Source organism: Undibacterium parvum (assembly GCF_003955735.1).
Classification (GTDB): Bacteria; Pseudomonadota; Gammaproteobacteria; order Burkholderiales; family Burkholderiaceae_D; genus Undibacterium; species Undibacterium parvum.
Window position 1 is genome coordinate 4,793,219 of the sequence record NZ_CP034464.1, and the last position, 25,054, is coordinate 4,818,272.

The 25,054-nt window shown below is 50.9% G+C and carries 23 protein-coding genes and 1 riboswitch; of the genes, 4 read left to right on the plus strand and 19 right to left on the minus strand.

The window, feature by feature from the left end; all coding sequences use genetic code 11:
* Positions 1-709: 709 nt before the first annotated feature.
* Positions 710-3,217, plus strand: a complete 2,508-nt coding sequence (gene rpoD, locus EJN92_RS20860; protein ID WP_126130048.1) for an RNA polymerase sigma factor RpoD — start codon at positions 710-712, stop codon at positions 3,215-3,217.
* A 323-nt stretch (positions 3,218-3,540) separates the two neighbouring features.
* Here rpoD and EJN92_RS20865 read toward each other — a convergent pair whose 3' ends face one another.
* Positions 3,541-4,110: an AAA family ATPase gene (locus EJN92_RS20865; RefSeq protein ID WP_126129594.1), complete on the minus strand. Its 570-nt coding sequence runs from the start codon at positions 4,108-4,110 to the stop codon at positions 3,541-3,543.
* The gene (pnuC, locus tag EJN92_RS20870; RefSeq protein ID WP_126129595.1) at positions 4,098-4,709 is read right to left on the minus strand and encodes a nicotinamide riboside transporter PnuC; all 612 of its coding nucleotides are present in this window, start codon (positions 4,707-4,709) and stop codon (positions 4,098-4,100) included. The genes EJN92_RS20865 and pnuC overlap by 13 nt, the downstream gene beginning before the upstream one ends.
* Positions 4,710-4,983: 274 nt before the next feature.
* Between pnuC and EJN92_RS20875 the strand changes: the two genes are divergently transcribed.
* Complete coding sequence (locus tag EJN92_RS20875) at positions 4,984-5,475, plus strand: pilin (protein WP_170174928.1); 492 nt, start codon at positions 4,984-4,986, stop codon at positions 5,473-5,475.
* A gap of 19 nt (positions 5,476-5,494) precedes the next feature.
* Here EJN92_RS20875 and EJN92_RS20880 read toward each other — a convergent pair whose 3' ends face one another.
* From EJN92_RS20880 to EJN92_RS20960, 17 genes are all read right to left on the minus strand, one after another.
* A complete protein-coding gene (locus EJN92_RS20880) occupies positions 5,495-6,931 on the minus strand; it encodes a cobyric acid synthase (RefSeq protein WP_126130050.1) in 1,437 nt (478 codons plus the stop codon).
* A gap of 212 nt (positions 6,932-7,143) precedes the next feature.
* Positions 7,144-7,965: an ABC transporter substrate-binding protein gene (locus EJN92_RS20885; protein ID WP_126129596.1), complete on the minus strand. Its 822-nt coding sequence runs from the start codon at positions 7,963-7,965 to the stop codon at positions 7,144-7,146.
* Positions 7,962-8,906, minus strand: a complete 945-nt coding sequence (locus EJN92_RS20890) for a cobalamin-binding protein (RefSeq protein ID WP_126129597.1) — start codon at positions 8,904-8,906, stop codon at positions 7,962-7,964. Before EJN92_RS20890 ends, EJN92_RS20885 begins: the two co-directional genes overlap by 4 nt.
* The gene (gene cobD / locus EJN92_RS20895) at positions 8,903-9,934 is read right to left on the minus strand and encodes a threonine-phosphate decarboxylase CobD (protein WP_126129598.1); all 1,032 of its coding nucleotides are present in this window, start codon (positions 9,932-9,934) and stop codon (positions 8,903-8,905) included. The genes EJN92_RS20890 and cobD overlap by 4 nt, the downstream gene beginning before the upstream one ends.
* Positions 9,935-9,994: 60 nt before the next feature.
* A complete protein-coding gene (cbiB, locus tag EJN92_RS20900) occupies positions 9,995-10,945 on the minus strand; it encodes an adenosylcobinamide-phosphate synthase CbiB (RefSeq protein WP_126129599.1) in 951 nt (316 codons plus the stop codon).
* Positions 10,946-11,497: a bifunctional adenosylcobinamide kinase/adenosylcobinamide-phosphate guanylyltransferase gene (cobU, locus tag EJN92_RS20905; RefSeq protein ID WP_194074951.1), complete on the minus strand. Its 552-nt coding sequence runs from the start codon at positions 11,495-11,497 to the stop codon at positions 10,946-10,948.
* A gap of 43 nt (positions 11,498-11,540) precedes the next feature.
* Positions 11,541-12,836 carry a cobyrinate a,c-diamide synthase gene (locus EJN92_RS20910; RefSeq protein ID WP_126129601.1) on the minus strand — a complete coding sequence of 432 codons (1,296 nt, stop codon included), beginning with the start codon at positions 12,834-12,836 and terminating at the stop codon, positions 11,541-11,543.
* Entirely contained in the window at positions 12,830-13,447 is a 618-nt protein-coding gene (gene cobO, locus EJN92_RS20915) for a cob(I)yrinic acid a,c-diamide adenosyltransferase (protein WP_126129602.1), read from the minus strand. The genes EJN92_RS20910 and cobO overlap by 7 nt, the downstream gene beginning before the upstream one ends.
* Positions 13,448-13,491: 44 nt before the next feature.
* Positions 13,492-14,283 carry an ABC transporter ATP-binding protein gene (locus EJN92_RS20920; protein WP_126129603.1) on the minus strand — a complete coding sequence of 264 codons (792 nt, stop codon included), beginning with the start codon at positions 14,281-14,283 and terminating at the stop codon, positions 13,492-13,494.
* A complete protein-coding gene (locus EJN92_RS20925) occupies positions 14,283-15,257 on the minus strand; it encodes a FecCD family ABC transporter permease (protein ID WP_126130051.1) in 975 nt (324 codons plus the stop codon). The genes EJN92_RS20920 and EJN92_RS20925 overlap by 1 nt, the downstream gene beginning before the upstream one ends.
* A gap of 66 nt (positions 15,258-15,323) precedes the next feature.
* A complete protein-coding gene (locus tag EJN92_RS20930) occupies positions 15,324-17,309 on the minus strand; it encodes a TonB-dependent receptor (RefSeq protein WP_126129604.1) in 1,986 nt (661 codons plus the stop codon).
* Between the two features lie 73 nt (positions 17,310-17,382).
* Positions 17,383-17,626: riboswitch (cobalamin riboswitch) on the minus strand.
* 139 nt (positions 17,627-17,765) lie between these two features.
* Positions 17,766-18,122 carry a PilZ domain-containing protein gene (locus tag EJN92_RS20935; protein ID WP_157984414.1) on the minus strand — a complete coding sequence of 119 codons (357 nt, stop codon included), beginning with the start codon at positions 18,120-18,122 and terminating at the stop codon, positions 17,766-17,768.
* A gap of 87 nt (positions 18,123-18,209) precedes the next feature.
* The gene (locus tag EJN92_RS20940; RefSeq protein WP_157984415.1) at positions 18,210-18,767 is read right to left on the minus strand and encodes a histidine phosphatase family protein; all 558 of its coding nucleotides are present in this window, start codon (positions 18,765-18,767) and stop codon (positions 18,210-18,212) included.
* Positions 18,768-18,771: 4 nt separating this feature from the next.
* Positions 18,772-19,545: an adenosylcobinamide-GDP ribazoletransferase gene (locus EJN92_RS20945; RefSeq protein WP_126129607.1), complete on the minus strand. Its 774-nt coding sequence runs from the start codon at positions 19,543-19,545 to the stop codon at positions 18,772-18,774.
* A gap of 4 nt (positions 19,546-19,549) precedes the next feature.
* Complete coding sequence (gene cobT / locus EJN92_RS20950; RefSeq protein WP_126129608.1) at positions 19,550-20,608, minus strand: nicotinate-nucleotide--dimethylbenzimidazole phosphoribosyltransferase; 1,059 nt, start codon at positions 20,606-20,608, stop codon at positions 19,550-19,552.
* Positions 20,609-20,792: 184 nt separating this feature from the next.
* Positions 20,793-21,605 (minus strand): LytR/AlgR family response regulator transcription factor, encoded by an 813-nt coding sequence (locus EJN92_RS20955; RefSeq protein ID WP_126129609.1) that lies wholly within the window; start codon positions 21,603-21,605, stop codon positions 20,793-20,795.
* The gene (locus EJN92_RS20960) at positions 21,602-22,639 is read right to left on the minus strand and encodes a sensor histidine kinase (protein WP_126129610.1); all 1,038 of its coding nucleotides are present in this window, start codon (positions 22,637-22,639) and stop codon (positions 21,602-21,604) included. The genes EJN92_RS20955 and EJN92_RS20960 overlap by 4 nt, the downstream gene beginning before the upstream one ends.
* A gap of 94 nt (positions 22,640-22,733) precedes the next feature.
* On the opposite strand from EJN92_RS20960, the gene argH reads away from it, so the two are divergent.
* Both argH and EJN92_RS20970 read left to right on the plus strand, forming a co-directional pair.
* Positions 22,734-24,134: an argininosuccinate lyase gene (gene argH, locus EJN92_RS20965; RefSeq protein WP_126129611.1), complete on the plus strand. Its 1,401-nt coding sequence runs from the start codon at positions 22,734-22,736 to the stop codon at positions 24,132-24,134.
* 319 nt (positions 24,135-24,453) lie between these two features.
* The gene (locus EJN92_RS20970; protein WP_126129612.1) at positions 24,454-25,038 is read left to right on the plus strand and encodes a TRAP transporter small permease subunit; all 585 of its coding nucleotides are present in this window, start codon (positions 24,454-24,456) and stop codon (positions 25,036-25,038) included.
* The last annotated feature ends 16 nt before the right edge of the window (positions 25,039-25,054 follow it).

The following is a 25,054-nucleotide window of genomic DNA, read 5'->3' on the forward strand; positions in this document are numbered from 1 at the left end:
AAGCACAACTGAGATCACGACCAACAGGTCAGCACATCAAGAGGTTCTCGTTTTTTGCTCTTGCCACACCATTTTGACAAGTAATTGTTGTCGTACTCGATTTTGTTACATGAAAAACAGCTTAACTGACACTACTCCCTCCTCTGCCGCAACTCTCACTTCCAAAACAGCGTCTACCCTCACGATAGGAAAGAACACTCTACAGCGCAAACCTGTAGAACAAGCGCAAGCGAGAACCATCGTAGTGCAGACTGGCGCCCATGAAGACGTTTCTTCAGGTGAAGGCGCAGCGACGGCTGCCGCCGTCACTGTAGTAGTGACCAAACGTCGTTCACGTTTACTCGGCGCTGCCGAAGCCGCACCGGTGGTGGCTAAAGCCGATTTTGAAGCAGACTCTGAAACAGCGTTTGAAGCAGAGCAAAAAAACGAAACTGTAACTCACATCGAAGCGCAATCGGCTGCACCAACTAGCCAGATGCCAGACAATGTCACTGTAATCGCGCCGCAACTGGAGCAGCCATCTGGCCAACAGTTAACCAGCCCTGCTCAGGCCGACATACAAGTTCAGGCTTTGACCGAAGAGCAGATAGAAGCGCAAATTCAAGCGCTGATTGCGGCCCAAGCCCGCCTGATGTCAGCCCGAGATGCCAAGAACTCGCCAAAAATCGAGAGTGCAGTAGTCAAAGCAACTGCCAGCATAGTGCCTAGCATGCCTCAAGCGATTGTTGTCGCGCCAGTTGTTAGCACTTTCACTGCTACTGCCACTGTGCCGAAGGCGCCTGAAAACGCTGCTGCGCCTACTCCAGTATCCCTTGCCGCGTTAGCTCCAGTGGTGGCCGAATCTTTGGTGCTACCCGAGTACGCGCAATACGGAGATGATTTCAATTCCGCCAGCGCAGAAAACAGTGTCGCTAAAGCAGCTGCAGTCGTCGTTATTAAAAAATCGACATCGCGACTTTTGAGAACGGTGACGACACCAGAGAGTCTAGCAAGCACAACGCTGCCAGCCGAGCCGACGCCAGTACCAGCGCCAGAAGTCAAACGTGAGCCGCGGGTGTTTACCGCGAAAGTAGCTCCAACAGTAAAAGCCAGCCCGCGTAAGCTAAGCGCGCCGGCAACCGCATCTGCTACCGGCTCCGCTGCCTCAGCGTTTAAGATCTCCGACATCGATACTTCTGGCTACGTCATGCCGTCCCAAAGAGAAGCAGCGAAACGTGGGCGCAAACCATCTTCGCCACAAATTTACAACGAAGAGATCCATGCACTCAATGCAGTAGAGTCGTCTGAATTAAAGCGCGTCGCCCGAGCCAAGGCAAAAAAATCCGGTGCCTCTGCCGGCCTCACTGATGCGGCCGCAGCTGAGCAATTAGCACATTACCGCTCTAAGCTGGCCAAGCTGATTAATCTCGGTAAAGATCGCAGTTATCTGACCAACAGAGAGATCAACGATCACCTGCCAGATAACGTCGCTGATCCAGAAATGATACAGGGCATCATCCGCACCCTCAACGACATGGGTATCGCGGTGTATGAACAGGCACCTGACGCGACTATGATGCTGCTGACGGATAACGTTGCCACTGCCATCAGCGAAGACGATGCCGAGGCTACCGCTGCGGCAGCCCTATCTACCGCCGATTCCGACTTTGGCCGCACTACCGACCCGGTACGCATGTATATGCGCGAGATGGGCGGCGTTGAGCTACTCACGCGTAGTGGCGAGATAGAAATCGCCAAGCGCATCGAAGACGGTCAGCGCGACATGCTACAGGCACTTTGCTCTTGCCCAGGCACCATCGCCGAACTCTTAGCGCTGGGTGAAAAAATCAGTAGCGATGAAATCAGCATAGACGATATCGTCGATGGTCTATTTGACCCGAACGCCAGCGATACATTGGCGGTGGCAAGTAGCGCGAGCAGTGTCGATGGTGATGACGAAGAAGAGGAAGAAGACGATGACGATGCGGCCGCCAGTGCCACCAGCGTCAGCGCCGAACAATTACAGCAATTAAAAGCTGCGGTTCTGCAAAAACTCGCCATCATCGGACTGCGTTACCAAGAAATGACGCAAGCACGGGCCCGCGATGGTTATCAGTCCGCAGCCTGCAATCAGGCGCAAAAAGCGATTTCTGATGAACTCTTAGGTATCCGTTTTACAGTCAAGACGCTAGAAAAACTGTGCGACAGTCTGCGCAAACAAATGACAGAGTTGCGTCAGACTGAAAAGCGCATGTTAGAACTGCTAGTGAACAAGTGTGGCATGCCACGCGCGCAATTTGTCACTAGTCTGATGCGCAATGCCACTGAAGTCGAATGGCTAGAAACCGAAATGGAAAGCGGCCAGCCGTACGCCGCCTTGCTCAAGCGCCACATCCATGCCGCACGCGAACTGCAAGGCAAAATGATCGCCTTGGAGCAGCAAGTAGAATTGCCTTTGAGCGATTTACGCAGCATCAACAAACAAATGGTCGCCGCCGAAAAACGCGCGGCCGATGCCAAGCGCGCCATGACCGAGGCCAACTTACGTCTGGTCATTTCGATCGCGAAAAAATACATTAATCGCGGCTTGCAATTCCTTGATCTGATCCAGGAAGGTAATATCGGTCTGCTCAAGGCAGTAGAAAAATTTGAATACCGTCGTGGTTACAAGTTCTCAACCTATGCAACCTGGTGGATCAGACAGGCGATTGCACGTGCTATCGCCGATCAAGCCCGCACCATCCGCGTACCTGTGCACATGATAGAAACCATCAACAAATTAAATCGCGTAAAGCGTCAGTTGATGCAGCAAACCGGCTTAGATCCAGACTCGGCGACCATCGCCGAGAAAATGGATTTACCGGAAAGCAAAGTACGTGAAATTCTTAAAATTGCCAAGGAACCGGTCTCACTAGACGTACCTATCGGCGACGATGGCGACTCCCAATTGGGCGACTTCATCGAAGACGGCATGACACTGTCGCCGATGGCGGCCGCGATGCAGGCTTCGGTACAGGAAAAACTCAAGGAAATTTTAGATTCTCTGAGCCCGCGCGAAGCCAAGGTCTTGCGCATGCGTTTTGGCCTGGAAATGGCCAGCGACCATACATTGGAAGAAGTCGGCAAACAATTCGATGTCACGCGCGAACGGATACGCCAGATAGAAGCAAAGGCAATGAAAAAACTGCGCCACCCGTCTCGTTCCGAGCATCTGAAGAGTCTGCTCGAAAGTCACTAATTAGCGCTCGCCGTATGCCTGCAAGCCAAAATTGAAAGCCCACCCCGGGGAACTTCTAAAAACCCGTTAATCGGGATGCAGCGCAAGGCGCAAACCGGAGCAATACGTCGGTATTGCGAGGATTTTCAACGCCGCGATGCGCCCGAGTATAGGTTTTTTAGAAGTCCCCCCCCGCCAACACGCACTATCTATGCGCCTGTTGGCGGCATATTGCTCGGTAAGCCGCATGCCTATTGGGCAAGCGGGCGTACCACTTTTAAATTTAAGCATTTAAATTCAAGCATTAAATTCAAGCACTGGCGCCGTCTTGCTGCGCCCCCATCCTAGCAGAGCAAAAAATTCAGCGCGAACGCGACCTGCTCCACTCTATTCTTCAGACTCCCCTCGACCAGCAAGAACGGAATGTCGCGCTGTTCCATGAGTATCAGCAAGTCTTCGTGTATGCGCTGGCGTACCGCCGCCGATTCACGCTGTAAGCCATCAGCCGCCCAAGGAAAATCGGGTGCGGTGACTAGCGTAAAATCGTAATCGTGTTCTTGCTCCAATTCTTCCAAGGCGGGCAGCACACGGCCGAAATAGTGGCGACTGTAGAGCGCCGTCAGCAAGGGAGTGCTGTCGCAAAATAGCCATGTTGTGGCATGCTTAGCAGCCTCATTCTCCCTTTTCATCTGGGTCTGAGCGATCAGCAATTGCTCCTCTTCCTTAGGCACGCGCTGCGCAGTATCGACAAATTCACGTAAATATTCGGGCACCCAGACACTCTGATAATGCTGCGCCAGTGCTTCGGCTAATACGGATTTACCAGAAGACTCGGCACCGAGGATGGCGATACGATTTACGCCACTCCGCTCACCTTGTTCACTTCGTTCGTCTTGCTCAACTATTTTAGACATTGCTTACTCCAGACACGCAAACCCATGATCGCCATCAGCACGAACAAGGCATATAAAATTGCGGTCAACATCAGATTTTTATACACATATAAACCGACATACAGAACATCTACGATGATCCAGACATGCCAGTTTTCCAATTTTTTACGCGACAACAACAGTTGCCCCAGCAAGCTGCCAGCGGTGAGAAAACCATCGGCGTACGGGACATCGGTGTCGGTAAATGATTTCAGAAACCACGACAGCAAAACAAAGCCCAGGCCCCAGGCCAAGATACCGTAACAACGCTGCAATCGAGTCAGGCGCGCAATACGCGGGCTTATTGGTGCAGGGTCAGAATCTGACGCGCTTGCCGCCCCCAGCCACAAATACCATCCCCACACCGACACCAGAATAAACACAAATTGCAAAGCCATATCGCCGTACAGGCGCGCATCCAAAAATACCACCGCATACAGCGCCGAGGACAAAATCGCGAACAGCCAGGCCCAATGCACTTGCCGAATATTCAGGGCAACCGTGACCACTGAGAGTAGGAAGGAAATTAATTCTAAGGGTGTGGTGGTGAAGCCAAACAAGAGAGGCAGGGATAAATTCATGCAGCGCGTTTCTAAGTAAAGAGTATAGCGCTAGCAAAAAAAACAGCGCCTAAGATTGGCGCCATTATCACTGATAAGAATAGGCTTGTCATTCATGACGGACACGAATGACAGATTTCACAGAAGCACACTGCACTTGCTACAAAATTGTTTATGCTTACTGACAAACCGAATGATAAGTGCGCAAAAAAAGAATAACCTCCGTGAAATCATCAAACTTCTCCAAAATCCTGAAAATTCATCTATAGTGAAGAAACTTTTTATTTCCCTTCCCATGAAAAAACAGCAGGCATTTACCCTTATAGAAATGATGGCCGTGGTGGCGATCATCGCAATTTTGGCAGCAATCTCGGTGCCCTCGTATTTATTTAAAATCACTAGAGAACAAATTGAGGCGGGCATTAGTTTGGCCGATCTGGTAAAAAAACCAGTCGCTGCCAGTTGGCTGGCGACACAAAACTTCCCCACCGATAATGCCGCTGCTGGCTTACCTGCCTCAGATAAGATCGTCAATAATTACGTCAGTGCGATTAGCCTGGAAAATGGTGCTATCCATATCAGCTTTGGCAATCGCGCCACTGGCCCGCTGAAAGGAAAAGTGTTGAGTTTGCGTCCGGCGGTGGTGGACGATGCGGCGATCGTACCGGTCACCTGGGTCTGTGCAGGCGCCGAAGCACCCGACAAGATGAGCATCAAGGGTGTCGACAAGACCACGGTAAAACTAGAGCATTTACCTGCAGCCTGTCGTATTCAAAACAAAAAATAAACCCTGTAACAAACTTCGCTCAAAGTGCTTGCAAGGCCGCCAGCAAGGGTGCACAGGCATCCGCCACTCGATCCAGGCTTTGTTCGCGCAGACTACCCAGATCGACGCTAAGCTCAGTTTTCAGACCGGCCCATTCCAGCAAGGCAGCACAGGCATCCGGATGATCGAACAAGCCATGTAGATACGAACCGAGTATCAAATCATCCGGCGAGCGTGTGCCCTCTTCCTGGCCATCGATCAAAAAGGCCGGCAAGGTGTCGTTACTGGCGTAGGTCAGTCCCATGTGTATCTCATAGCCCTCTACCTTGGCGTCCGCTTTAGCACCGGGTTTAACACCAAAAGCACACATGCCACTGACTTGCTGTAGACGTTTTTCGGTGGTCAGTTCGGTTGTGATGTCGAGCAAAGCCAAACCATCCGAGTCACCCGCCACGCCCTCTACCCCATGCGGATCGCTGATGATCTGCCCCAGCATTTGATAACCGCCACAAATCCCTATAACTTTACCGCCGTAGCGCAGATGCTTATCGAGCGCAGTTTGCCAGCCTTGCTGCAGCAAAAATGCTAAATCTTCACGGGTGTTTTTACTGCCAGGCAGAATAATCAAATCAGCGGCGGGAATAGCCATGCCGGGGCCGATAAATTGCAGATCTACCTCAGGATGAAAACGCAGTGCGTCAAAATCGGTGTGATTCGAAATTCTTGGTATCGCTGGCACGATCACTTTAAATTTTCCGCTACTACTTTGACTAGGCTGGATCGCGTCTTCTGCATCTAACATCAGCCCATGCAGGTAAGGCAGTACCGCCAGCACTGGCTTGCCGGTTTTTTGCTGCAGCCACTCTAGCCCCGGCTCTAACAAACTAATATCGCCGCGAAAGCGATTAATCACAAAGCCAACGATGCGATTTTGCTCGGATTCTGAGAGGCAGGCCAGCGTCCCGACAAAGTGGGCGAACACGCCACCTCTATCGATATCGGCCACCAGGATCACCGGACAATCGACGGCCTCGGCAAAACCCATATTGGCGATATCGCGGGCGCGTAAATTCACCTCAGCTGGACTCCCTGCACCCTCGACGATGATGGCATCGTACTGCTGCTGCAGACGCTGGTAAGACTCCAACACCGCCTGCATGGCGATGCTTTTGTATTGATCGTAGTCACGTGCATCCATATCGGCGCGCACTTTGCCGTGGATGATCACCTGCGCCCCCGTATCGGAAGAAGGTTTCAACAACACTGGATTCATGTCGGTATGCGCGGCCAAGCCAGCAGCCAAAGCCTGCAAGGCTTGAGCCCGGCCAATCTCGCCGCCATCGGTCGTCACCGCACTATTCAAAGCCATATTCTGCGGCTTCATCGGCACCACTTTAACGCCCTGGCGATACAGCAAGCGGCATAACGCCGCCACCACCGTGCTCTTGCCGGCATCGGAGGTGGTGCCCTGCACCATCAAGGTAGAGATTTTCATGCTTGTCGTCTTTCTAGTACTTTATTATTCGTTCAATTTTTATCAGGAGGGGCGCCGCTGCCGGACTCCAGACATTCGGGCGAACATCCAAGATAAAATATCCAATATATTCATATACTCCATCCTAGTATATTTTAAAACCCCGCATGAAATATGCGCGATTATGGTAATTCATCTCGATTTTTAGGGGAGTATTAGCTATTTAAGGCCTGCCAATCAGCGATAATCTGCTGTAACTGCGGCAAACCATGGGTGATCGCCGACGGTCCTGGCGACAAAATATCGGCCGATTTAATCTCAAATACCTGCCCATTTTGCAGCGCCGGCAGCTGCTGCCATCCAGCTCTTTCAGCCATTTTTTCTGGCCGAAATTTCTTGCCGCACCAGGAGGCGATGATGATATCTGGTGCGCGTGCCATCACCTCAGCTGGGTCCGCGATGATACGATGCTTGGCGCTATGATGCTGCGCCAAATCGGCAAAGGCATCCTGCCCGCCGGCGATGGTGATCAACTCTGAGACCCAGCCTATGCAACTCATCATAGGGCTATCCCACTCTTCAAAATACACCACGGGGCGGCGCGTCCAGTGCGCCGCCCGCTGTTGCGCAGCTTGCAGAGTTTGCTGTAAATCGGCAATCAGAGCGGCGCCTTGGTCTGGCTTGCCGACCAGATGAGCGAGTACCGCGATCATGCGCAGGATGCCATCAACAGTATGCTGATTAAAGGCATGCACTTCCACCCCTGCGCTGATCAAATCACGGCTGATCTCAGACTGCATATTCGAATAAGAAATCACCAGATCAGGACGAACCGCAAAGATGCGCTCTAGATTGGCACTAGAAAAACCACTAATCTTCGGTTTCTCGCTGCGCGCCCGCGCCGGTCTGGTGGTGTAGCCGGAAATACCAGCGATCAGGTCCTCGGCACCAAGCGCATACAAAACCTCGACCGATTCAGTACTCAGGCAGGCGATGCGTTGATACAGACTGGCACTAACTTGATTGGCCTGCTTCATTTTGCACCTGCTTTCGTATTCGCTTTAATTTCATTATTGGCCGGGCGTTTATTGCGTGCCGCCTCCATCGCGCTACAGACCGCTTTGGCACCCAGTATGATGCGCGGGCCGGCACGATTAAGCTGATCACCATCGAGCGCCAGCAGATTATGGTTTTTAACCGCTAGCAAGTTGCCATAGCCCTTCCATTGAACTATCCCGCTCTGCCCCTGATTTTGGCTATCGCCACTGATGATCAACTCTGGATTTTCCTTCAACACCGCTTCGGTACTGACGCTAGGCGCATCGGTCGGCAAGCGACCAAAAATATTCTCGCCGCCACAGGTGCGTATCACGTCGCTGACAATATTTTTATCGTTTAGGGTAAAGATAGGCTTACCCCAGACTTGATAGAAGGTACGTACTGTGTCCCTGGTTTGATAGCGGCTTCTTAATTGCGCCAATTCCTGACGAAACTCTAGCGCCGCTGCCCCTGCGACTTTTTCGGTGCCAAATAAACTGCCGAGTTTAATCAGCGTCTCGGGGATATTCTCTAAGCTATGCGGCTCACTAAAAAAGTAGGGAATGCCAGACTGGCGTAAAGGTTCTAACTGACGCTCGAAAGCGCCGTGCATCCACACCACCAAGAGATCGGGCTTCATGGCGATGATGCGTTCAATGTCGAGTTGACGATTGTCGCCTACTCTAGGAATCAGTTTGGCTGCGGCCGGGTAATCACTGTAATTCACGGCACCGACTATCTTGTCGCCAGCGCCAGCGGCAAAAATCAATTCAGTCACATGTGGCGACAAGCTGATAATCCGCTTGGCGGGCGCAGGTAAAGTGATCGTATTGCCGGCATCATCAAGCACGCTGATGGCCGCCAGCACAAAATTAGGGAACAAGCAGAGCAGCCATAAACAAGCCAACAGCGCCGATCTTTTTTTTAGTACTTCACTCATGTAATCTCTCTCGTCTTTGTTGACCACGCTTGCAACGCCAGGCTTAACCGCAGCCATTCGGCCTGATTGGATGGCAAGCCAAAACGCAAACCGCGTGCAGCCTGTAAAAACAAGCGCACCCAAATCCCCCGCTGCGCCAGATGCAAGAATAAATCTTCAGTTTGTCCTTGTAAGCTGGCATCGCTACACCACAGAAATAGATCCGTGCCTTGCGAGCTAAAACCATGCTCCAGCAATAACTGGCGCATGCGTTCCGCTTGCTCTCGTAAATAGCTGCGGGTATCGCGCTGCCACGCGCTATCAGTGAGAGCGGCATAGGCAATTTCCTGGGCTGGTCCGCTGACGCTCCACGGGCCCAGCATATTTTCTAACTGTTCCAGCAAGGCCGGTTCGGCACCAACAAAGCCCAGGCGCAAGCCAGCGAGCCCGAAAAACTTACCCACCGAACGCAGTACGATCAAGCCTGTCTGCGCGCTGGCAGCCGCCACACTCAGATCAGGCGCGCTATCGCAAAAAGCCTCATCGACGATCAACCAAGCGCCACGCTGCGCCAATTGCGCGGCCCAGCTAAGTAAGGTAGCTGCAGGTATCGTGGCGCCGGTTGGATTATTCGGATTACACAGCACCAGCACATCCAGCGTACCAGCTGCGACTGCTGCCGCTAATGCTGCATAAGGCAGTTCAGTAACACGATGTCCCTGCGAGCGCCATTGATACGCATGTTCAGCGTATGACGGCGCCGATACCACCACCTGCGCCACACCAGTTTGATGCAAGCGCAAACGCGGCAAGGCCTGAATCGCAGCCTGGCTACCGGCTACCGCCAACATCAAAGGCGCCCCATAAAATTCTTGCGCTGCATTACATAATTGAGGCATCTGCTCCGGCAAACGATGCCAGGCATGTGCACTCAAGACAGGGACAGGATAAAACCGTGGATTAATACCGGTCGACAGATCTAGCCAATCGGCGAGCGGACGATCAAAGCGTTGCGCTGCTTCTTGCAAATTACCACCGTGCTGCAACATTGCTCACTCCTGGATAGGTTTTAAGATATTTGAAAACGATGGTATGCACTCGGCCTTTAGTTAACGCAAAAAGAATAGCCCAAACAGGCCGAATAGAATGAGACAGGCTATCCACAAACAGGTGCTGCGCACCAGCAGATGCCAGGCACGCGCTATGTCACTCGCATTCGCCGCTCTACCTAAGCCTAGCGGGGGACGCTGTTCTACTACACCGTCGTAACTGGCGCGACCGCCCAAGGCCAAACCCAGGGCACCAGCGCCACTCGCCATGACTGGTCCAGCATTTGGGCTAGGCCAGGCTGGGCTCTGCTGACGCCAGCATTGCAGGGCCAACCGGGTATTGCCCATCAGTGCATACGAAACCGCCGTCAATCTGGCAGGCAGCCAATTTAAAACATCGTCCAGCCGCGCCGCGACACACCCAAAGCGCAACAGGCGTGGCGTTTTATAGCCCCACATCGCATCCAAAGTATTCGCTAAACGATATAACAGTGCACCGGCACCACCAGCTACAACAAACCAAAACAAAGTACCGAATACCGCGTCACAGCCATTTTCCAATAGGGACTCAACACTGGCCTTGGCCAGATCCTCTTCATTGGCCTCGCCCGTATCGCGACTGACGATATACGAAGTGAGGCGACGCGCGGTGGCTAAATCGCCTTCTTGTAGCGCCACAGCGATAGGAGCTGTGTGCTCATACAGGCTACGTAAGCCCAGGCAAAAATACAGCAAGAACGCATGCAATAAAGCTGCTAGCCACAGACTATAACTGGCACTCCAGATCAAAATAAATTGCGCCGCCAACACTAAGGGAAGTACGATCAAAGCCCACGCTACGCCACCTTTAAAGCGGCCAGCATAATCACGATTCCAACGCGCCTCTAGCGCATTTGCGAGCTTACCGAAACCGACTAGTGGGTGCCAGCGCCGCGCCTCCCCCAGTAGCAAATCCAAGCTTAGCCCCAGCACCAGGCAGGCCAGCATAAGTGCCCCAGTCAGCAACAACATCTAGCCGCCTTTCAAATGCAAAGGCAGTCCAGCAGCCACCCAGCTCACTTGTTCACACTGCGCTGCAATCGCCTGATTCAAACGACCTGCCTCATCGACGAACCAGCGCGAGATCGCACCTTGTGGAATGATCCCCATGCCGACTTCATTCGAGACCATGATGATCTCACCCGGCAAATCCTGCAAAACCTGCAGCAAGGCAGCGCGCTGCAGGGTAAATTCTGCAGGCGCTGTAATACTCCCAATCTCGGGATATTCATGCGTTTCGAAAAACAGCAGATTCGATAACCATAGGGTCAGGCAATCGAGCAAAATCAGGTTATCCGCGCTACTCAGCTGCGCGATACTTTGTGCCAGATTGATAGGGCATTCGTGGGTCTGCCATTGAGCGGGCCGGCGCGCCTGATGATGCGCTATCCGTGCCTGCATCTCAGCATCCCCGGCCTGCGCCGTTGCCAGATACACGACAGGCTTACCGCTAGCGATTGCTAGTTGCTCGGCATAGGCGCTTTTACCTGAGCGTGCGCCGCCAAAAATGAGTGTACGCTTCAAGAGTGTTCCTTTCATGCGCGAACTTCCCTCATTTTAGATCTCATCACTTGAGAAATAAGTGCGCTGCAGCGCCAGGATTGGAAGGAAAATAGGCATGAAAATACGAGGCTTGCAGATTCCCCTCACGATAAATTGCTTCGCCATCTGCTTGAGTCGCATGTTTTACAGTACGCGCCAGCGGCATTAAATCCGTCTCAAAACGCGAGTAATGAAAAGTATGGCCACGCAACTCGCCTTGTTCAGTGACCAGCGCTTGCGCGCCCAAGGCGGCCAAGCGCTGTTGCATCACGACACGTCCTTGAAGCAGTCCTAGCATAGGCCAAGAGCGGCCTTGTTGATCAGTCAGCGACTCAGTCAACACCATCATGCCGCCACACTCCGCCAGGATAGGCATGCCAGCTGCATGCGCAGTGCGCAAGGATGCTTGCCATAGCCCAGCCTCGCTGAGCCTTGCCGCGTACAGCTCTGGATAACCACCCGGTAAATATAAGGCATAAGCTTGCAAAGGAATAGCTTGATCCGCCAGGGGCGAAAAAAATACCAGCTCCGCACCCAACTGGCGCAAGCACTCCAGATTAGCCGGATAGATGAAGGCAAAAGCAGCATCTTGCGCAATCGCGATGGTCTTACCCAGCAATAAGAGGGGTAGCTCTGGCGTTTCTGGTAAAGCAAATTCTGTCAGCGGCAAGCGATCCCAGGCCTCTATGTCTAGCTCTAACTGGTCAGCCAACTGATCCAGGATGCTGTCTAGCTGCGCCACTTCTTGCGGCAACACCAAACCCAGATGGCGCTCAGGCAAAGCCTGGTCTTGGCGTCGCAGACTGCCAAACAAAGCAATATCGCGCATCGCGTCAGCTACCATCTTGGCATGTCCCTCGGAGGCGATACGATTGGCGATCACTCCCGCCAGATTGACCGGCCCGAAATCACGCAGGCCCATTGCCAGCGCGCCGACGGTCTGTGCCATCGCAGAGGCATCTAATACCGCCAGCACCGGCACCCCGAAAGCGCGCGCCAGATCAGCCGACGACGGTGTGCCGTCATACAAGCCCATCACGCCTTCTATCAGTATCACATCAACTTCGGCCGCAGCTTGCGCCAGCATGGCTTGCGAAGCGGCTAGCCCGACCATCCATAAATCCAGCGATTGCACAGTCGCGCCACTGGCACGTTCTAGCATCATGGGATCAATAAAATCCGGGCCAGTTTTAAAAACCCTTACGCTTTGCCCCAGCTTAATCAGCTTACGCGCCAAAGCCGCGGTGGTGGTAGTCTTGCCTTGGCCGGATGCGATGGCAGAAATCAGCACCACCTTGGCGCTGGAAGTTTTGCTTACCATTCTATGCCTGCTTGCGCCACGATACCATCCTTAAAAGCATGTTTAATCACCTGCATTTCGGTAACGGTATCGGCCACCTCTATCAACTCCGGCGGTGCACCACGTCCGGTCACGATCACATGTTGCATCTCTGGCCTGCCATCGAGATCGGCGATCACTTGCTGCACATCGAGATAATTGTATTTGAGTGCGATATTGAGTTCATCGAGTAACACCATGCCGATTTCGGGATCGCTTAAAAAGCGTTTCGCCTGCTCCCAAGCCGCCAGCGCTTTTTCTATGTCACGCTCGCGGTTTTGCGTATTCCAGGTATAGCCTTCGCCCATCGCATGGAACTGCACCTCATCAGGGAAGCGGCGCAAAAACACTTCTTCTCCGGTGGACATCGCGCCCTTGATAAACTGCACCACACCGACTTTCATGCCGTGTCCCATGGCGCGCATGACCATCCCAAAGCCGCTAGAACTCTTGCCCTTACCATTGCCGCAGTTAATCACTAGCACGCCAGTCTCGCGTTGCGCTGCCTCGATTTTTTGATCCATCAATTCTTTTTTGCGCTGCATGCGGCGGTGGTGGCGCGTATTAATATTGTCGATGTCGGTATTATTCATGTTGGTATTATTCAAATACGAGCCATATAAAAAATTTCGGGGGTTTAATCAGCTTCTTTGGGGAGAAACAGTGTTTGCTGGGCGTGCTCGAAGCGCTCTATAGGATGACCTAGGCAAAGACTTAGATTTTCCGCCGTCATCACTTGCTCTTTAGTGCCTGCCAGCCAAAGGCCATCGCCCATCAGCAGCAAGGCATGGCTAGATATTCTATGCGCCAGATTCAGATCATGACTGACCATCACTACGGCCTTATTTTCATCGCGACAAAGCCGGGCAAAGAGTTGCATCACACTGACTTGATGCGCCAAATCGAGGGCATTGGCAGGCTCGTCGAGTAACATCAATTGCGCTTGTTGCGCCAATAAGGCAGCGATAGCGACACGCTGCCGTTCACCTCCGGATAGGCTGCGTACATCACGCTGCGCAAGATCGGCTACATCAAGCTGACACAGTGCAGCATGGGCGATCGCCATATCCGCAGCGGACTCCCAATAGTGCGCATCATGATAAGGATGGCGCGCGCTGAGCACAGTTTCTATGGCGCGATAGGCGAAAGCATCGACCCGCCCCTGCGCCAAGTAGGCGCGTAATTTCGCCAACTCCGCCAAAGGCCAGCTCGCCAAGTGCCTCCCCAACATTTGCAGTTGCCCAGTTTCTAGTGGGCGCATACCCGCCAAGCTACGCAACAACGTGCTCTTACCGGCACCATTGCGCCCTATCACGCACCAGCACTGCCCGGCCTCGACCTGCCAATTTAGCTCAGTCAATAAGACGCGGCCTGAGACACTGAGGCCCAAGCCATGCGTTTGCAATAGAGGAGCTGGTAGCGACGACATCAGCGAGTCCTCAGCTGATGCAGTTGAAATAAAAATACAGGAACCCCGATCAGGGCGGTAATCACGCCCACCGGGAGTTGTTGAGGTGCGATGATAGTACGCGCCAGTGCATCCGCCAGAACGATGAAACTGCCACTGGCCAAAGCTGCTGCCGGTATCAAGACGCGATGATCAGCACCCCAAGCAAAGCGACAGGCATGTGGAATAATCAAACCGACAAAACCTATGCTACCGGCGCTACTAACGGCGCTGGCGGTAAGCAGTGCCGCGCAAAAAAACAAAGCTTTGCGTAAGCGGCCAATATTAATTCCCAGACTGCTGGCATTGTCTGCATGCATGGCAGCGACATTAATCGCACGCGCACTGCGGATCGCAAACCAGGCCACGCCAACTAAAATGATCCAGGGCAGATAACGTGACTCGGTATTCGATAAATCACCTATCATCCAAAACACCATGCCGCGCAAACGGCTGTCCGGTGCAATCGACAAAAGTAAGCTGACCATGGCGCTACAGCCAGCAGCCACGATCACGCCCGTCAAGAGGAGTAAGGGTGCGCTACCCTCGGAGCTACCGCTACCGCGAAAATCGCGATATGCCAAAGCAAACAACAAGACTGCAACCGCAATGGCGCCGGCAAAAGCGGCCAGATCGACCATCCAGGCAGCGCAAAAAAACAGTATGGAAAATAAGGCACCGACCGAAGCACCGCCAGAGATGCCAAGGACAAAGGGATCAGCCAGAGGGTTGCGTAGCAATGCCTGCATCATCACACCAGCCAAACCCAGGGTCGCGCCAGTGACAAAACCGGACACCGCACGCCCCAGACGTAGCTCCAACAAGGTAGTCGCCAAGCCAGTAGACTGCCCTTGCAACAACTCCAGCAACGCATGCAAGAGTTCAGAAAACGACAGCGTTACTGAACCTATGGAGCAAGCCAGTAACAAACTTGCTAGCGCAACTAATCCCAACATCAAGAAGATGCGGCTAGCGCGCTGGACGTAATGTATTCGCTCGATAGGCACAGTAAAGCAACTCAATTAAAATTCATAACGTGCAGAAATTTTCAATTGTCTTCCGGAGTTCGGATAAATCCCAGATTTACAGCCATACGCATTACTAAAATATTGTTTGTCGCCCAAATTAGTTCCAGACAACGCCAACTCCAAAGCACCAAAGCTTTTTGCATAACGCGCATCTAGGGTGGTGTAGCCCGGCATCTTGGCAGTACAAGTATTGCTAAAATCACCTCCATAGCGCTGTTCATCAACCCATTGCAGACCAACATTGGCACTTTGCCCATTTTTTGGGAGCCAATTAATATTCATGGAAATCAGATTTTTTGGCACCATCACCATTCCTTTACCCGCATTTACACCTTCGGTAAAACTAGCTGCCAGATGCTGCAATTTAGAATTGAAAGCGAAATCAGCGGAAATCTGCGTTGCAAGTTCCAGCTCAATACCTTGACGCTTGGTTGGATCTAAGTTGACATTGGCACCTTTTCCAAAAAACGCATTCGTAGCAGTAGGATCGTAGAAAATTTCATTCTTCAAATTAGAACGAAATACTCTGGTGGTGAATAGGTTTTTGGCATCCCCAAAAGTCGCTCCAATTTCAATATCATGAGACGTTTGTGGTTGCAAAGGCGTATTCGCAATTGGAGTAAAACCATTTTCATCGACGTTCGCGACACGATAGCTCTGGCCTGTTTTCGCAAATAGATTTAGCGTCGGCGTTACTGCATAGCTGCCCTGCAACTCCCAAGCGTTCAAACCAAATGTCTTAGCGTAGCTGTCAATTGAATATGCGGCGGGATTGATAGATACTTTATCAAATATTTCACGTCGAGCACCTACTGCCACGCGTGCTTGATTAAACCTAATTTCATCTCGCAGATAGATAGCTTTAGATTTTTGTGATGCATCTGCTTGTGAATAACTACTATCCACCAATCTGTCCCAGCGGATTAAATCGACACCGACAGTGAGTTCATTGCCAGCGTTAACATTGCGAATCCGTGGAGAGAACTGTGTTTGATGACTAGTATAAGTGGCCGCGGAATCACCATAACTGGAGCTATAAAATGATTTGCTAGTCTTATTCCGACGCGACAATTCCGCAGCCATTTCCCAAGCACCGAACTGCTGGTCTGCAAAAGCAGTAAAGCGATCAGTATCAATTGAACCAAAATTTTTCGGGCTCAAGGTTTGCCTTGGGTTTTGTTCGAACTGAGCCAAACTCAAAGCACCTGCAAAACCTGATTCCTGGCGAGCAGAATCTATGCGAGCGCCGAGACGTCCATTCGCGTACGCCCAAACCAGACCAGCATTGATATTTTTTTGATCGACAGCGTTGTTATCTCTATAGTTATCTGCTTTTTGCTCGCTTAGATTAAGATTTGCGCTTAAATTTCCCCACACCTGCGCCAAAGATGCTCGCAACTCTTTATGTTTAAATTGACCTAGCTCAGCAGTCACGACACCAGACAAGGTCTTATTCCCAGCTTGTTTGGTAATAATTTGAATCACGCCAGCGGTGGCCCCATCGCCATACAAGACACTACTACCACCACGCATGATCTCAATTCGAGCAACTGAATCGATTGGTATGGATGACAATAGCGCGACACTTAATTCATTCTCTGACAGCCGGATACCATCAACCAAAATCACCATGTTTTGACTACTGTTCGTGCCAAATCCACGTAAATCCAAGTCGAAATCTTGTGTCCCGTAAGCACTCTGACGGCCAAATACGCCGCCAATTTTCCGAATTGCTTGATTCACGTTATCAACACCAGCATCACGAATATCTTTGGCGGTGATCACAGTGGCACCAATTGGCGCAATATCTCTAGACTCAGAAAACCGAGACCCGACGACAAAGACTTGGGCTGAATCCGCGGCCTGAATACCTTGAGAAAACACCTGACTAGAAGGGAATGCGGCAAGTATAGCAACACTCAAAGTCAGAGGCGTAAAGCGAGCGCGCACGTGAGCACGTGGAGAGAAAAATGAATTCATATTGAAGATAAATAGAGGCAACTTGCCAACGTCCCCGTAGGCAAGACTGAACAAAACTACCAGTTTGTACTGTGTAATTTCACTTATTCTGGCCGGTATCCGGGCTGACGAGCTTGACCATCTGACCTTCCCATGCACTTTGCACAGTGGTAATGAAGGATGGCTTGCCAGGATTGATCAAAACCTCTGAAAATATCCGTGGCGCTTGTACACCGTTGCGGGGGCAGCACACTGAATGCAGAGATTAAAAGCATCGTGTTTCCCGTTTAACCGCAGACATGATTATGTCCGCGAGCACCAAAACTGCGCCATTTTAATGGCTGAGGCAGGACTGAGCAAGGTCTATCGAAATTTACTACGAATAATTCAAAATAATTGAGCTGGATTAATTGCAGCTTAACTTTAGTACCGCAAAGCGGATACAAGGACGCTGAGGCGGTTTTGCCTAAGTCCTATTTAGCTTAGTTGCTCATATTTACTGACTAGGGATAACCACGCCTCAAATAGACAGCGATGCAGGTCTGATAATTCGGTAAATTTCAAATTAATATGGTAATACTCAGAGCTCAACAAAGAATTTAAGACGCGCATTTTGCAATGCACCTGGTAAGTTTGATCAGAGGTTTGATCAATATGTGGGACATTCAATAGCAAACGATATTCTTTGTTGACCTCAACATTAGCGGGACAATGTATCAACACTCCCCCCTTAGAAATATTCACCACCTTAGCGGCAACAATATTATCGTCGCCTAACTTAATCACCGCACGCCACACCACATTGGTTCTAGGATTTTTTCTAAGCTCTATCATGATCATCGTCCCCCAAAGTTTTATAGAGTGCAAGAGCGAGTCAAACGCAATTGCATTTACCGACAACAACTTACGCTTGCTTGAACACTAACACAATTTAATTTGAACTTGAACACATTCTCCAAAATCCAGACTTTTTCTTTTTTTTGCCACAGCGCTCGCCAGATCCTCGGCTGTCATTCCAAATTGATACGCCAGTATCATGCTCGATGGCCCTCCATGAGTAAGCAAAACTAGCTCAGATCTTGGTAAATCAGCTCGCATCGGCAAGCTCATTAAAAAACTTAACACACGTCGCGCCATCATCAGCACTGATTCGCCCCCTGCTGGGGCATAAGCGATCACATCGAGTACCCAGGCATCGATTTCGGCACGGGGGATCTCGTCCCAGGCCTGCATTTCCCAGTTTCCAAAGTGTTTTTCCATCAAGCGTGCATCCAACTCTGGCGCAGGATGTAGCATGTGCGCCAAGGTCTGGCAGCGTTGTGATGGACTGGAAATCACGCTGAGGTTCTCCGGCAGCAGCAAGCGCAATTCATCAGCGAGCTGTAGGCAATGCGCATGATTGGCAACGATATCGCTTTGCCCGTAGCAAATGCCCGGGGCGATATCTAGCCTGGGATGACGTATCAGATGCAGTAACACGAGCTCAGATCCAACGTGGTATGGCCAACAAACCGAGATAAAACGCCACCTCGGCCAGTTGTTGCACAGCCCCCAGGCAATCACCAGTGTAACCACCGATACGACGTATAAACAAGGCCGCTAACCAAGCGCTAGCGGCAAGCATTGCAAGCAAGCCCATCAAACAAGCTGACCATGGCAGCATTTTCAAAGCCAACATCGCCATCACCGGCACACTAACACTGACCACCGCTATCAAAAACTCAGCACCGGACATATGTTGCGCCAAAGGTTTGGCCTTTCCTTCCAGTCGTGCATATTCCAAACGCCATATCAAGCTACAAGCCGCCAGACGCGATAAGGGATGGGCAATCAACAGCGCGGGCACCACGTAAGCTGCAGGCAAACTAGCAAGCAAACATATTTTAAAAATCAGCAACAGACAAATCCCTATCGCACCGTAGGCGCCTACCCGCGAATCTTTCATGATCTCCAGCACCCGCTCTGGCGTCATACCACCACCAAAGCCATCACAAACATCCGCAAAGCCATCCTCATGAAAGGCACCGGTCAACCATATACCAGCGACAGTAGACATGACGACGGCGACCAAAGGCGGCCAAAATAATATCGCGACGCTATACACTGCAGCGCTAATGATGCCTACAAGCCAGCCGACCGCTGGGAAGTAGCGCGAGGCCTGATGCAACCAGGCTGCATCAAATCCCACCCATGCAGGGATGGGGATGCGCGTAAAGAATTGCATCGCGATAAAAAACAGGCGTAGTTGCTGCTTCATGCTTTCAATCTACAAGCTGGCTTTTTTCGCTGACCTGGGCCGAGCCGAAAGTTGCCATCTGATTCAAGAAATTTACCGCGGCTTGCACTAAGGGGTACACCAGCGCCGCACCAGTCCCCTCACCCAAACGTAAATCCAGAGCCAGTACCGGCTTAGCTGCCAAGGCGGCCAGCATCTTGCCATGTCCACTCTCATCCGAGCGGTGTGCAAAGACGCAGTAATCAAGAATCGCTGGTTGCAAACGCGCCGCCACCAATAAGGCACTGGTCACGATAAAACCATCAATCAGCAACACCATGCGGCGCTCTGCAGCTGCCAGCATAGCCCCCACCATCATGGCAATTTCAAAACCACCGAAGCAGGCCAATACATCCAAAGGCTCATGTACCTCCGCATGCAAGCTCACCGCAGCTTCGATCACGCTTTGCTTGTGCAATATCCCGGCTTCGCTCAATCCAGTACCGGCACCGACGCAATCAGCGACCGCAATACCGGTCAGCTTATGCATTAAGGCAGCAGCTGCGGTGGTATTACCTATCCCCATCTCACCGAATCCGACAACATTGCCCGACAGGGCTGCTATCAAGTCGATACCATGTCTTAAGGCTGCCTGGCATTGCTCCGCGCTCATCGCCGCCTCTTGCGCAAAATTACGGGTGCCGTCAGCGATTTTACGATCTAGCAAATTTTGGCGACTGCCAAAATCGTGCTTGACGCCAGCATCGACGATCTGCAAGTGCATGCCATTTTGTTTGGCAAACACATTAATTGCAGCGCCTTGCGACAAAAAGTTCTCGACCATTTGCCAAGTCACATCCTGAGGAAAAGCGGATATTCCCTCCGCAACCACGCCATGATCAGCCGCAAAAACTATGATGCCAGGCGCCAGCAATACTGGCGAACTAGTCTGCTGTATCAAACCAACTTGATGTGCCAACTGTTCAAGCCGACCCAAACTACCTAAAGGTTTGGTTTTATTATTGATGCAGCCATGTAATTGCTCAGACAAGACCGAATTGTGGGTGCCAGAAATGACCGGCAAAAGCGCAGAGGAAGACGTCATAGATTAAATAAAATCAAGGAAACAAATGAGGAAGCCGCCAGTGTAGTACCTCCTGAACGCTTAAACAAATATCTAGATCAAGATCTGAGGAAAAGATAGGCACCGCTGAAAAACCAGAGCATCGGGCGAAACTCTAAATGATGTAAATTCATGCTTATTCAGCACAATAAGTCAGCACACTAAGTCAGCGCACCAAGGCCTTAATCACTGGCCATTGCCGTCTTGAAATCGGCAGACGCTCATCGCAGTCTCGCAGGATGACTTGCCACGACTCCGTCGTTTTCTCATGTTCATGATCCGTATCATTGCTATGATGAGCGCGCTCTACCCCAACAATGGCCAGTCGCGCTACCAGAGCATTTCTATGCACCCGCACCAGACTTGCCGTCATCTCTTCCTCTATCGCAGTCAGGGATTCTTCGATTAAATAGCTACGTCCCTTCGTATGTAAAGTAAGGTATTTTTGTTCCGCCTTTAAAAATATGACATCTGCCACCGGAACTAACAGAATGCGATTGCGCTCCAGAACCGAGAAGCATTGGCGGGCAGTCGGCAATGTGGGAAGCACAGTGCTTGCGGTCTCAGCTTGCATCGCACCAGAAATCGCTGCCGCGCTTTGCGAACGCGACACCCTCAATATCGCCTCTGCCAAGCGACTTGCCCTAACCGGCTTGAGCAAATAATCCATGGCGTGCACTTCAAAAGCTTTCAGCGCATATTCGTCATAAGCAGTGACAAAAATAACTGCTGGCTGCTGAGCCTGGGAGTTACGCGCCAGATGCTGCGCCAATTCCAGACCTGTCATGCCTGGCATTTGCACGTCTAATAGTATGATATCTGGCCGACCGACCGCGATACTATCTAAGGCCGCCTGCGCATTTGCCGCTTCACCAATAAGAACACAGGGGCACTCGTCCTGAATATCCGACAGCAGCATGGCCAATCGCTGCCTGGCAGGAGCCTCATCATCGACGATCAGTATTTTAGGTAATTTCATTTTTTTGCTGGAAATTGCAATTTCACTTCAAAATTATTTCCGCTAGAACCATAGCTCAAATCCGCTTCAATATCATAGAGTAGCAACAGTCGCTGCCGGATATTATCCAATGCCATGTGATTTCCTTGCGACAGTCTGGCATCAGCATGCAGCGGATTACTGACTGAAATTTCTATTTTATTCAGATTGCGACGTATCGCTACCAAAATTAAGGATGTCTTAGCCGATGGTTCCACCCCGTGGTGCACCGCATTTTCCAACAAGGGTTGCAATAACAACGCGGCAATTTTTATTTCACCAAGCTCAGTATCGCTCAGATTTTCGGTATGCCAACTCACTTGCAGCCGCTCGCCCAAGCGCAACTTCTCTATCGATAAATATTGTTCACACAGATGAATTTCGTCCTTCAGTGTAGTCATGTCACGGGTATCGCGCATCAGCACCCGGAACAGGTCAGCCAAATCCTCCAACACGGTTTCAGCACGACGTGGATCAGTACGTATCAAAGAAAGCACTGCATTAAGACTATTAAATAGGAAATGCGGGCGTATTCTAGCCTGTAATGCCTGTAATTTCGCCTCGCCTAAAGCCGGAGAAAAAGCGCGATTGCGCAATTCAAAATAGTGTTGCAGTCCAATTCCGTAGATGAAACACAGCGCGACCGCATACGAAGCTCGTAACCGAGGAAAGCTAAAGGCAAACCAATCCATGCTTTCTAAATACATCAAAACCAACCAACAAATTCCTGCTGGCACACAACCAGCAATAGAACGCTGCACCCAGGCAGGCACACCTAGACTTGCCAACCAAGGACGCAAAGAGCACAGACTTAACAAGGATGAGAGGCAAATCAACTCGACCAACATCGATGTCTCAATAAATTCCTGCCCATTGATTACCCAGCCTTGGCCACGTCCAAGTAAGGCAATAAATACCGATGCATTAACTATAAACAACACGCGAAAAAGTATGCCGAGATTGCAGTAATCAGGCAAAATTAAATGAGTGGCATGGGTGTTAGCTGGCTTATTCATAGCGATAGAGAGTGAAGCTTGGTGCTGGCACACGGTATAATCGGGGAATACAGTTTAAGCAGCATCACTATTTCCATAAAATTCATAAACCACTATGACATCACAATTCTCTAAAAAAAGCGAGGCATGGTCTGCCCGTTTCAATGAACCTGTTTCTGATTTAGTCAAGCGTTACACTGCCTCGGTCTTCTTCGACAAGCGCCTGGCGCTGTTTGATATCCAGGGTTCCTTGGCGCACGCAGAGATGTTAGTAGCGCAAAATATCATCAACGCCCGAGATCATGCCGACATACAGCGCGGCATGCAGCAAATTTTGTCAGAAATTGAGAGTGGACAATTTGTATGGTTGCTTGATCTGGAAGACGTACATCTGAACATTGAAAAACGCCTGACTGAATTGGTCGGTGATGCCGGCAAGCGCCTGCATACCGGGCGTTCACGCAATGATCAGGTCGCAACCGATATTCGTCTGTATGTGCGCTCCTCGATCGACACTATCGTTGGCCTGTTAGGCGACTTCCGTAGCGCACTGCTCGATTTGGCCGAACAACACGCCGCCACCATCATGCCTGGCTTTACCCATATGCAGGTAGCACAACCTATCACATTTGGTCACCATGTCTTGGCTTATGTGGAGATGTTTGCACGCGATACTGAACGTATGCTTGATTGCCGCAAGCGCGTCAATCGCCTGCCATTGGGAGCGGCCGCCCTAGCTGGCACCACCTTCCCTATCGACCGTTTGTGCGTAGCAAAAACTTTGGGCTTTGACGATGTTTGCCACAACTCACTTGATGCAGTTTCGGACCGCGATTTCGCAATAGAGTTTTGTGCCGCAGCAGCCCTGATCATGACCCATGTTTCACGCATGTCGGAAGAGTTGGTAATTTGGATGAGTCCTAGAGTTGGATTTATCGATATCGCGGATCGCTTCTGCACCGGCTCATCCATCATGCCGCAAAAGAAAAATCCAGATGTGCCTGAACTGGCACGTGGAAAAACTGGGCGGGTGAATGGCCACTTGATCGCTTTACTGACCTTAATGAAAGGCCAGCCTCTAGCCTACAACAAAGACAATCAGGAAGACAAAGAGCCACTGTTTGACACCGTCGACACCATAGTCGACACTTTGCGGATTTTTGCAGACATGGCGGGTGGCATCACGGTGAAGCCAGAAGCGATGCGCGCAGCGGCCCTACAAGGTTACGCAACCGCAACCGATCTGGCCGATTATTTGGTTAAGAAGGGACTGCCATTCCGAGATGCGCATGAAGCAGTTGCACTCGCAGTGCGCACTTGCGTCGATCAAGGCTGCGACCTGAGCGACATGCGCCTGGAAGAATTGCAAAAATTCTCTAGCCTAGTACAAGAGGACGTGTTTGCTGTGTTGACTCTTGAAGGTTCTGTCGCTGCCCGCAATCATGTAGGTGGTACCGCGCCAGAACAAGTCAAATTGGCGATCGCCAGAGCACGCCAGCAATTGGCGGCGATATAGTAAAATTATAGACCTACTTAATTATTTTCTACGCAGCTATTTATTGTATTGATTCCTCGCAAAAAGACTTGAAAGTATCGCGCTGCTTAAGCTGATATCCCAAGTATTTTTGCGAGCAATGCTCTTATACTGACCGTATTTCTCACTTTTGATCTAAGTAGAAATACTGGAACTGTCTCTTTCCATCAAAATCCCGCCCCACTGCCTGCTTTCACGACTTGTCCTTGCGACAAAATGTTTTATACTTGCCTCGTTCTGAAAAAAAATCCTCAGGTTTTCACTGATGGATACAAAAAAATTTAACACCAGGAGACAAGCAATGAAATTTCTCATCTCGATTTCGAGATCAATCGACACGTTCAATGAAAAGATAGGCCACGCAGTGAGTTGGGCGCTATTGGCCGCTGTTCTTATTTGCACCGGCAACGCATTGGTGCGTTACATCTTCAACACCAGCTCGAATGGCTGGCTAGAAATTCAGTGGTATTTATTTTCCGCGGTTTTTCTGCTCGGCACCTCCTACACCTTACGTAGAAACGAACATGTACGCATCGACGTCATCTCTGGTCGCTTTTCTAAGCGCGCCCAGGTCTGGATGGATATTTTTGGTTTCAGCTTTTTTCTATTGCCGATGGCAGGACTCATACTCTACTTCGCGATTCCCTTTGCGTGGATCTCTATACAGAGCCAGGAGATGTCCAGCAATGCAGGAGGCTTGATAGTCTGGCCTGCCAAATTATTGATACCTATCGGTTTCTTGATGCTGAGTCTGCAAGGCGTCTCCGAACTCATCAAGCGCATAGGCTTTTTGCAAGGATTAGTGGATGCAAGTGAATTTGAAAAACACGCTGCCACACCAGAAGAAGAAATTGAAGCGATTAAAACCGCAAATAATTTAAAATAAACCGGCGGAGACAAAT

Excerpts from the sequence above, each read along its gene's own strand:
- rpoD (WP_126130048.1), top strand. The coding sequence starts at position 710 with ATGCCTCAAGCGATTGTTGTCGCGCCAGTTGTTAGCACTTTCACTGCT.
- EJN92_RS20865 (WP_126129594.1), bottom strand. The coding sequence starts at position 4,110 with ATGTCTAAAATAGTTGAGCAAGACGAACGAAGTGAACAAGGTGAGCGG.
- pnuC (WP_126129595.1), bottom strand. The coding sequence starts at position 4,709 with ATGAATTTATCCCTGCCTCTCTTGTTTGGCTTCACCACCACACCCTTA.
- EJN92_RS20875 (WP_170174928.1), top strand. The coding sequence starts at position 4,984 with ATGAAAAAACAGCAGGCATTTACCCTTATAGAAATGATGGCCGTGGTG.
- EJN92_RS20880 (WP_126130050.1), bottom strand. The coding sequence starts at position 6,931 with ATGGTGCAGGGCACCACCTCCGATGCCGGCAAGAGCACGGTGGTGGCG.
- EJN92_RS20885 (WP_126129596.1), bottom strand. The coding sequence starts at position 7,965 with ATGAAGCAGGCCAATCAAGTTAGTGCCAGTCTGTATCAACGCATCGCC.
- EJN92_RS20890 (WP_126129597.1), bottom strand. The coding sequence starts at position 8,906 with ATGAGTGAAGTACTAAAAAAAAGATCGGCGCTGTTGGCTTGTTTATGG.
- cobD (WP_126129598.1), bottom strand. The coding sequence starts at position 9,934 with ATGTTGCAGCACGGTGGTAATTTGCAAGAAGCAGCGCAACGCTTTGAT.
- cbiB (WP_126129599.1), bottom strand. The coding sequence starts at position 10,945 with ATGTTGTTGCTGACTGGGGCACTTATGCTGGCCTGCCTGGTGCTGGGG.
- EJN92_RS20910 (WP_126129601.1), bottom strand. The coding sequence starts at position 12,836 with ATGGTAAGCAAAACTTCCAGCGCCAAGGTGGTGCTGATTTCTGCCATC.
- cobO (WP_126129602.1), bottom strand. The coding sequence starts at position 13,447 with ATGAATAATACCGACATCGACAATATTAATACGCGCCACCACCGCCGC.
- EJN92_RS20920 (WP_126129603.1), bottom strand. The coding sequence starts at position 14,283 with ATGTCGTCGCTACCAGCTCCTCTATTGCAAACGCATGGCTTGGGCCTC.
- EJN92_RS20925 (WP_126130051.1), bottom strand. The coding sequence starts at position 15,257 with ATGTTGGGATTAGTTGCGCTAGCAAGTTTGTTACTGGCTTGCTCCATA.
- EJN92_RS20930 (WP_126129604.1), bottom strand. The coding sequence starts at position 17,309 with ATGAATTCATTTTTCTCTCCACGTGCTCACGTGCGCGCTCGCTTTACG.
- EJN92_RS20935 (WP_157984414.1), bottom strand. The coding sequence starts at position 18,122 with ATGATAGAGCTTAGAAAAAATCCTAGAACCAATGTGGTGTGGCGTGCG.
- EJN92_RS20945 (WP_126129607.1), bottom strand. The coding sequence starts at position 19,545 with ATGAAGCAGCAACTACGCCTGTTTTTTATCGCGATGCAATTCTTTACG.
- cobT (WP_126129608.1), bottom strand. The coding sequence starts at position 20,608 with ATGACGTCTTCCTCTGCGCTTTTGCCGGTCATTTCTGGCACCCACAAT.
- EJN92_RS20955 (WP_126129609.1), bottom strand. The coding sequence starts at position 21,605 with ATGAAATTACCTAAAATACTGATCGTCGATGATGAGGCTCCTGCCAGG.
- EJN92_RS20960 (WP_126129610.1), bottom strand. The coding sequence starts at position 22,639 with ATGAATAAGCCAGCTAACACCCATGCCACTCATTTAATTTTGCCTGAT.
- argH (WP_126129611.1), top strand. The coding sequence starts at position 22,734 with ATGACATCACAATTCTCTAAAAAAAGCGAGGCATGGTCTGCCCGTTTC.
- EJN92_RS20970 (WP_126129612.1), top strand. The coding sequence starts at position 24,454 with ATGAAATTTCTCATCTCGATTTCGAGATCAATCGACACGTTCAATGAA.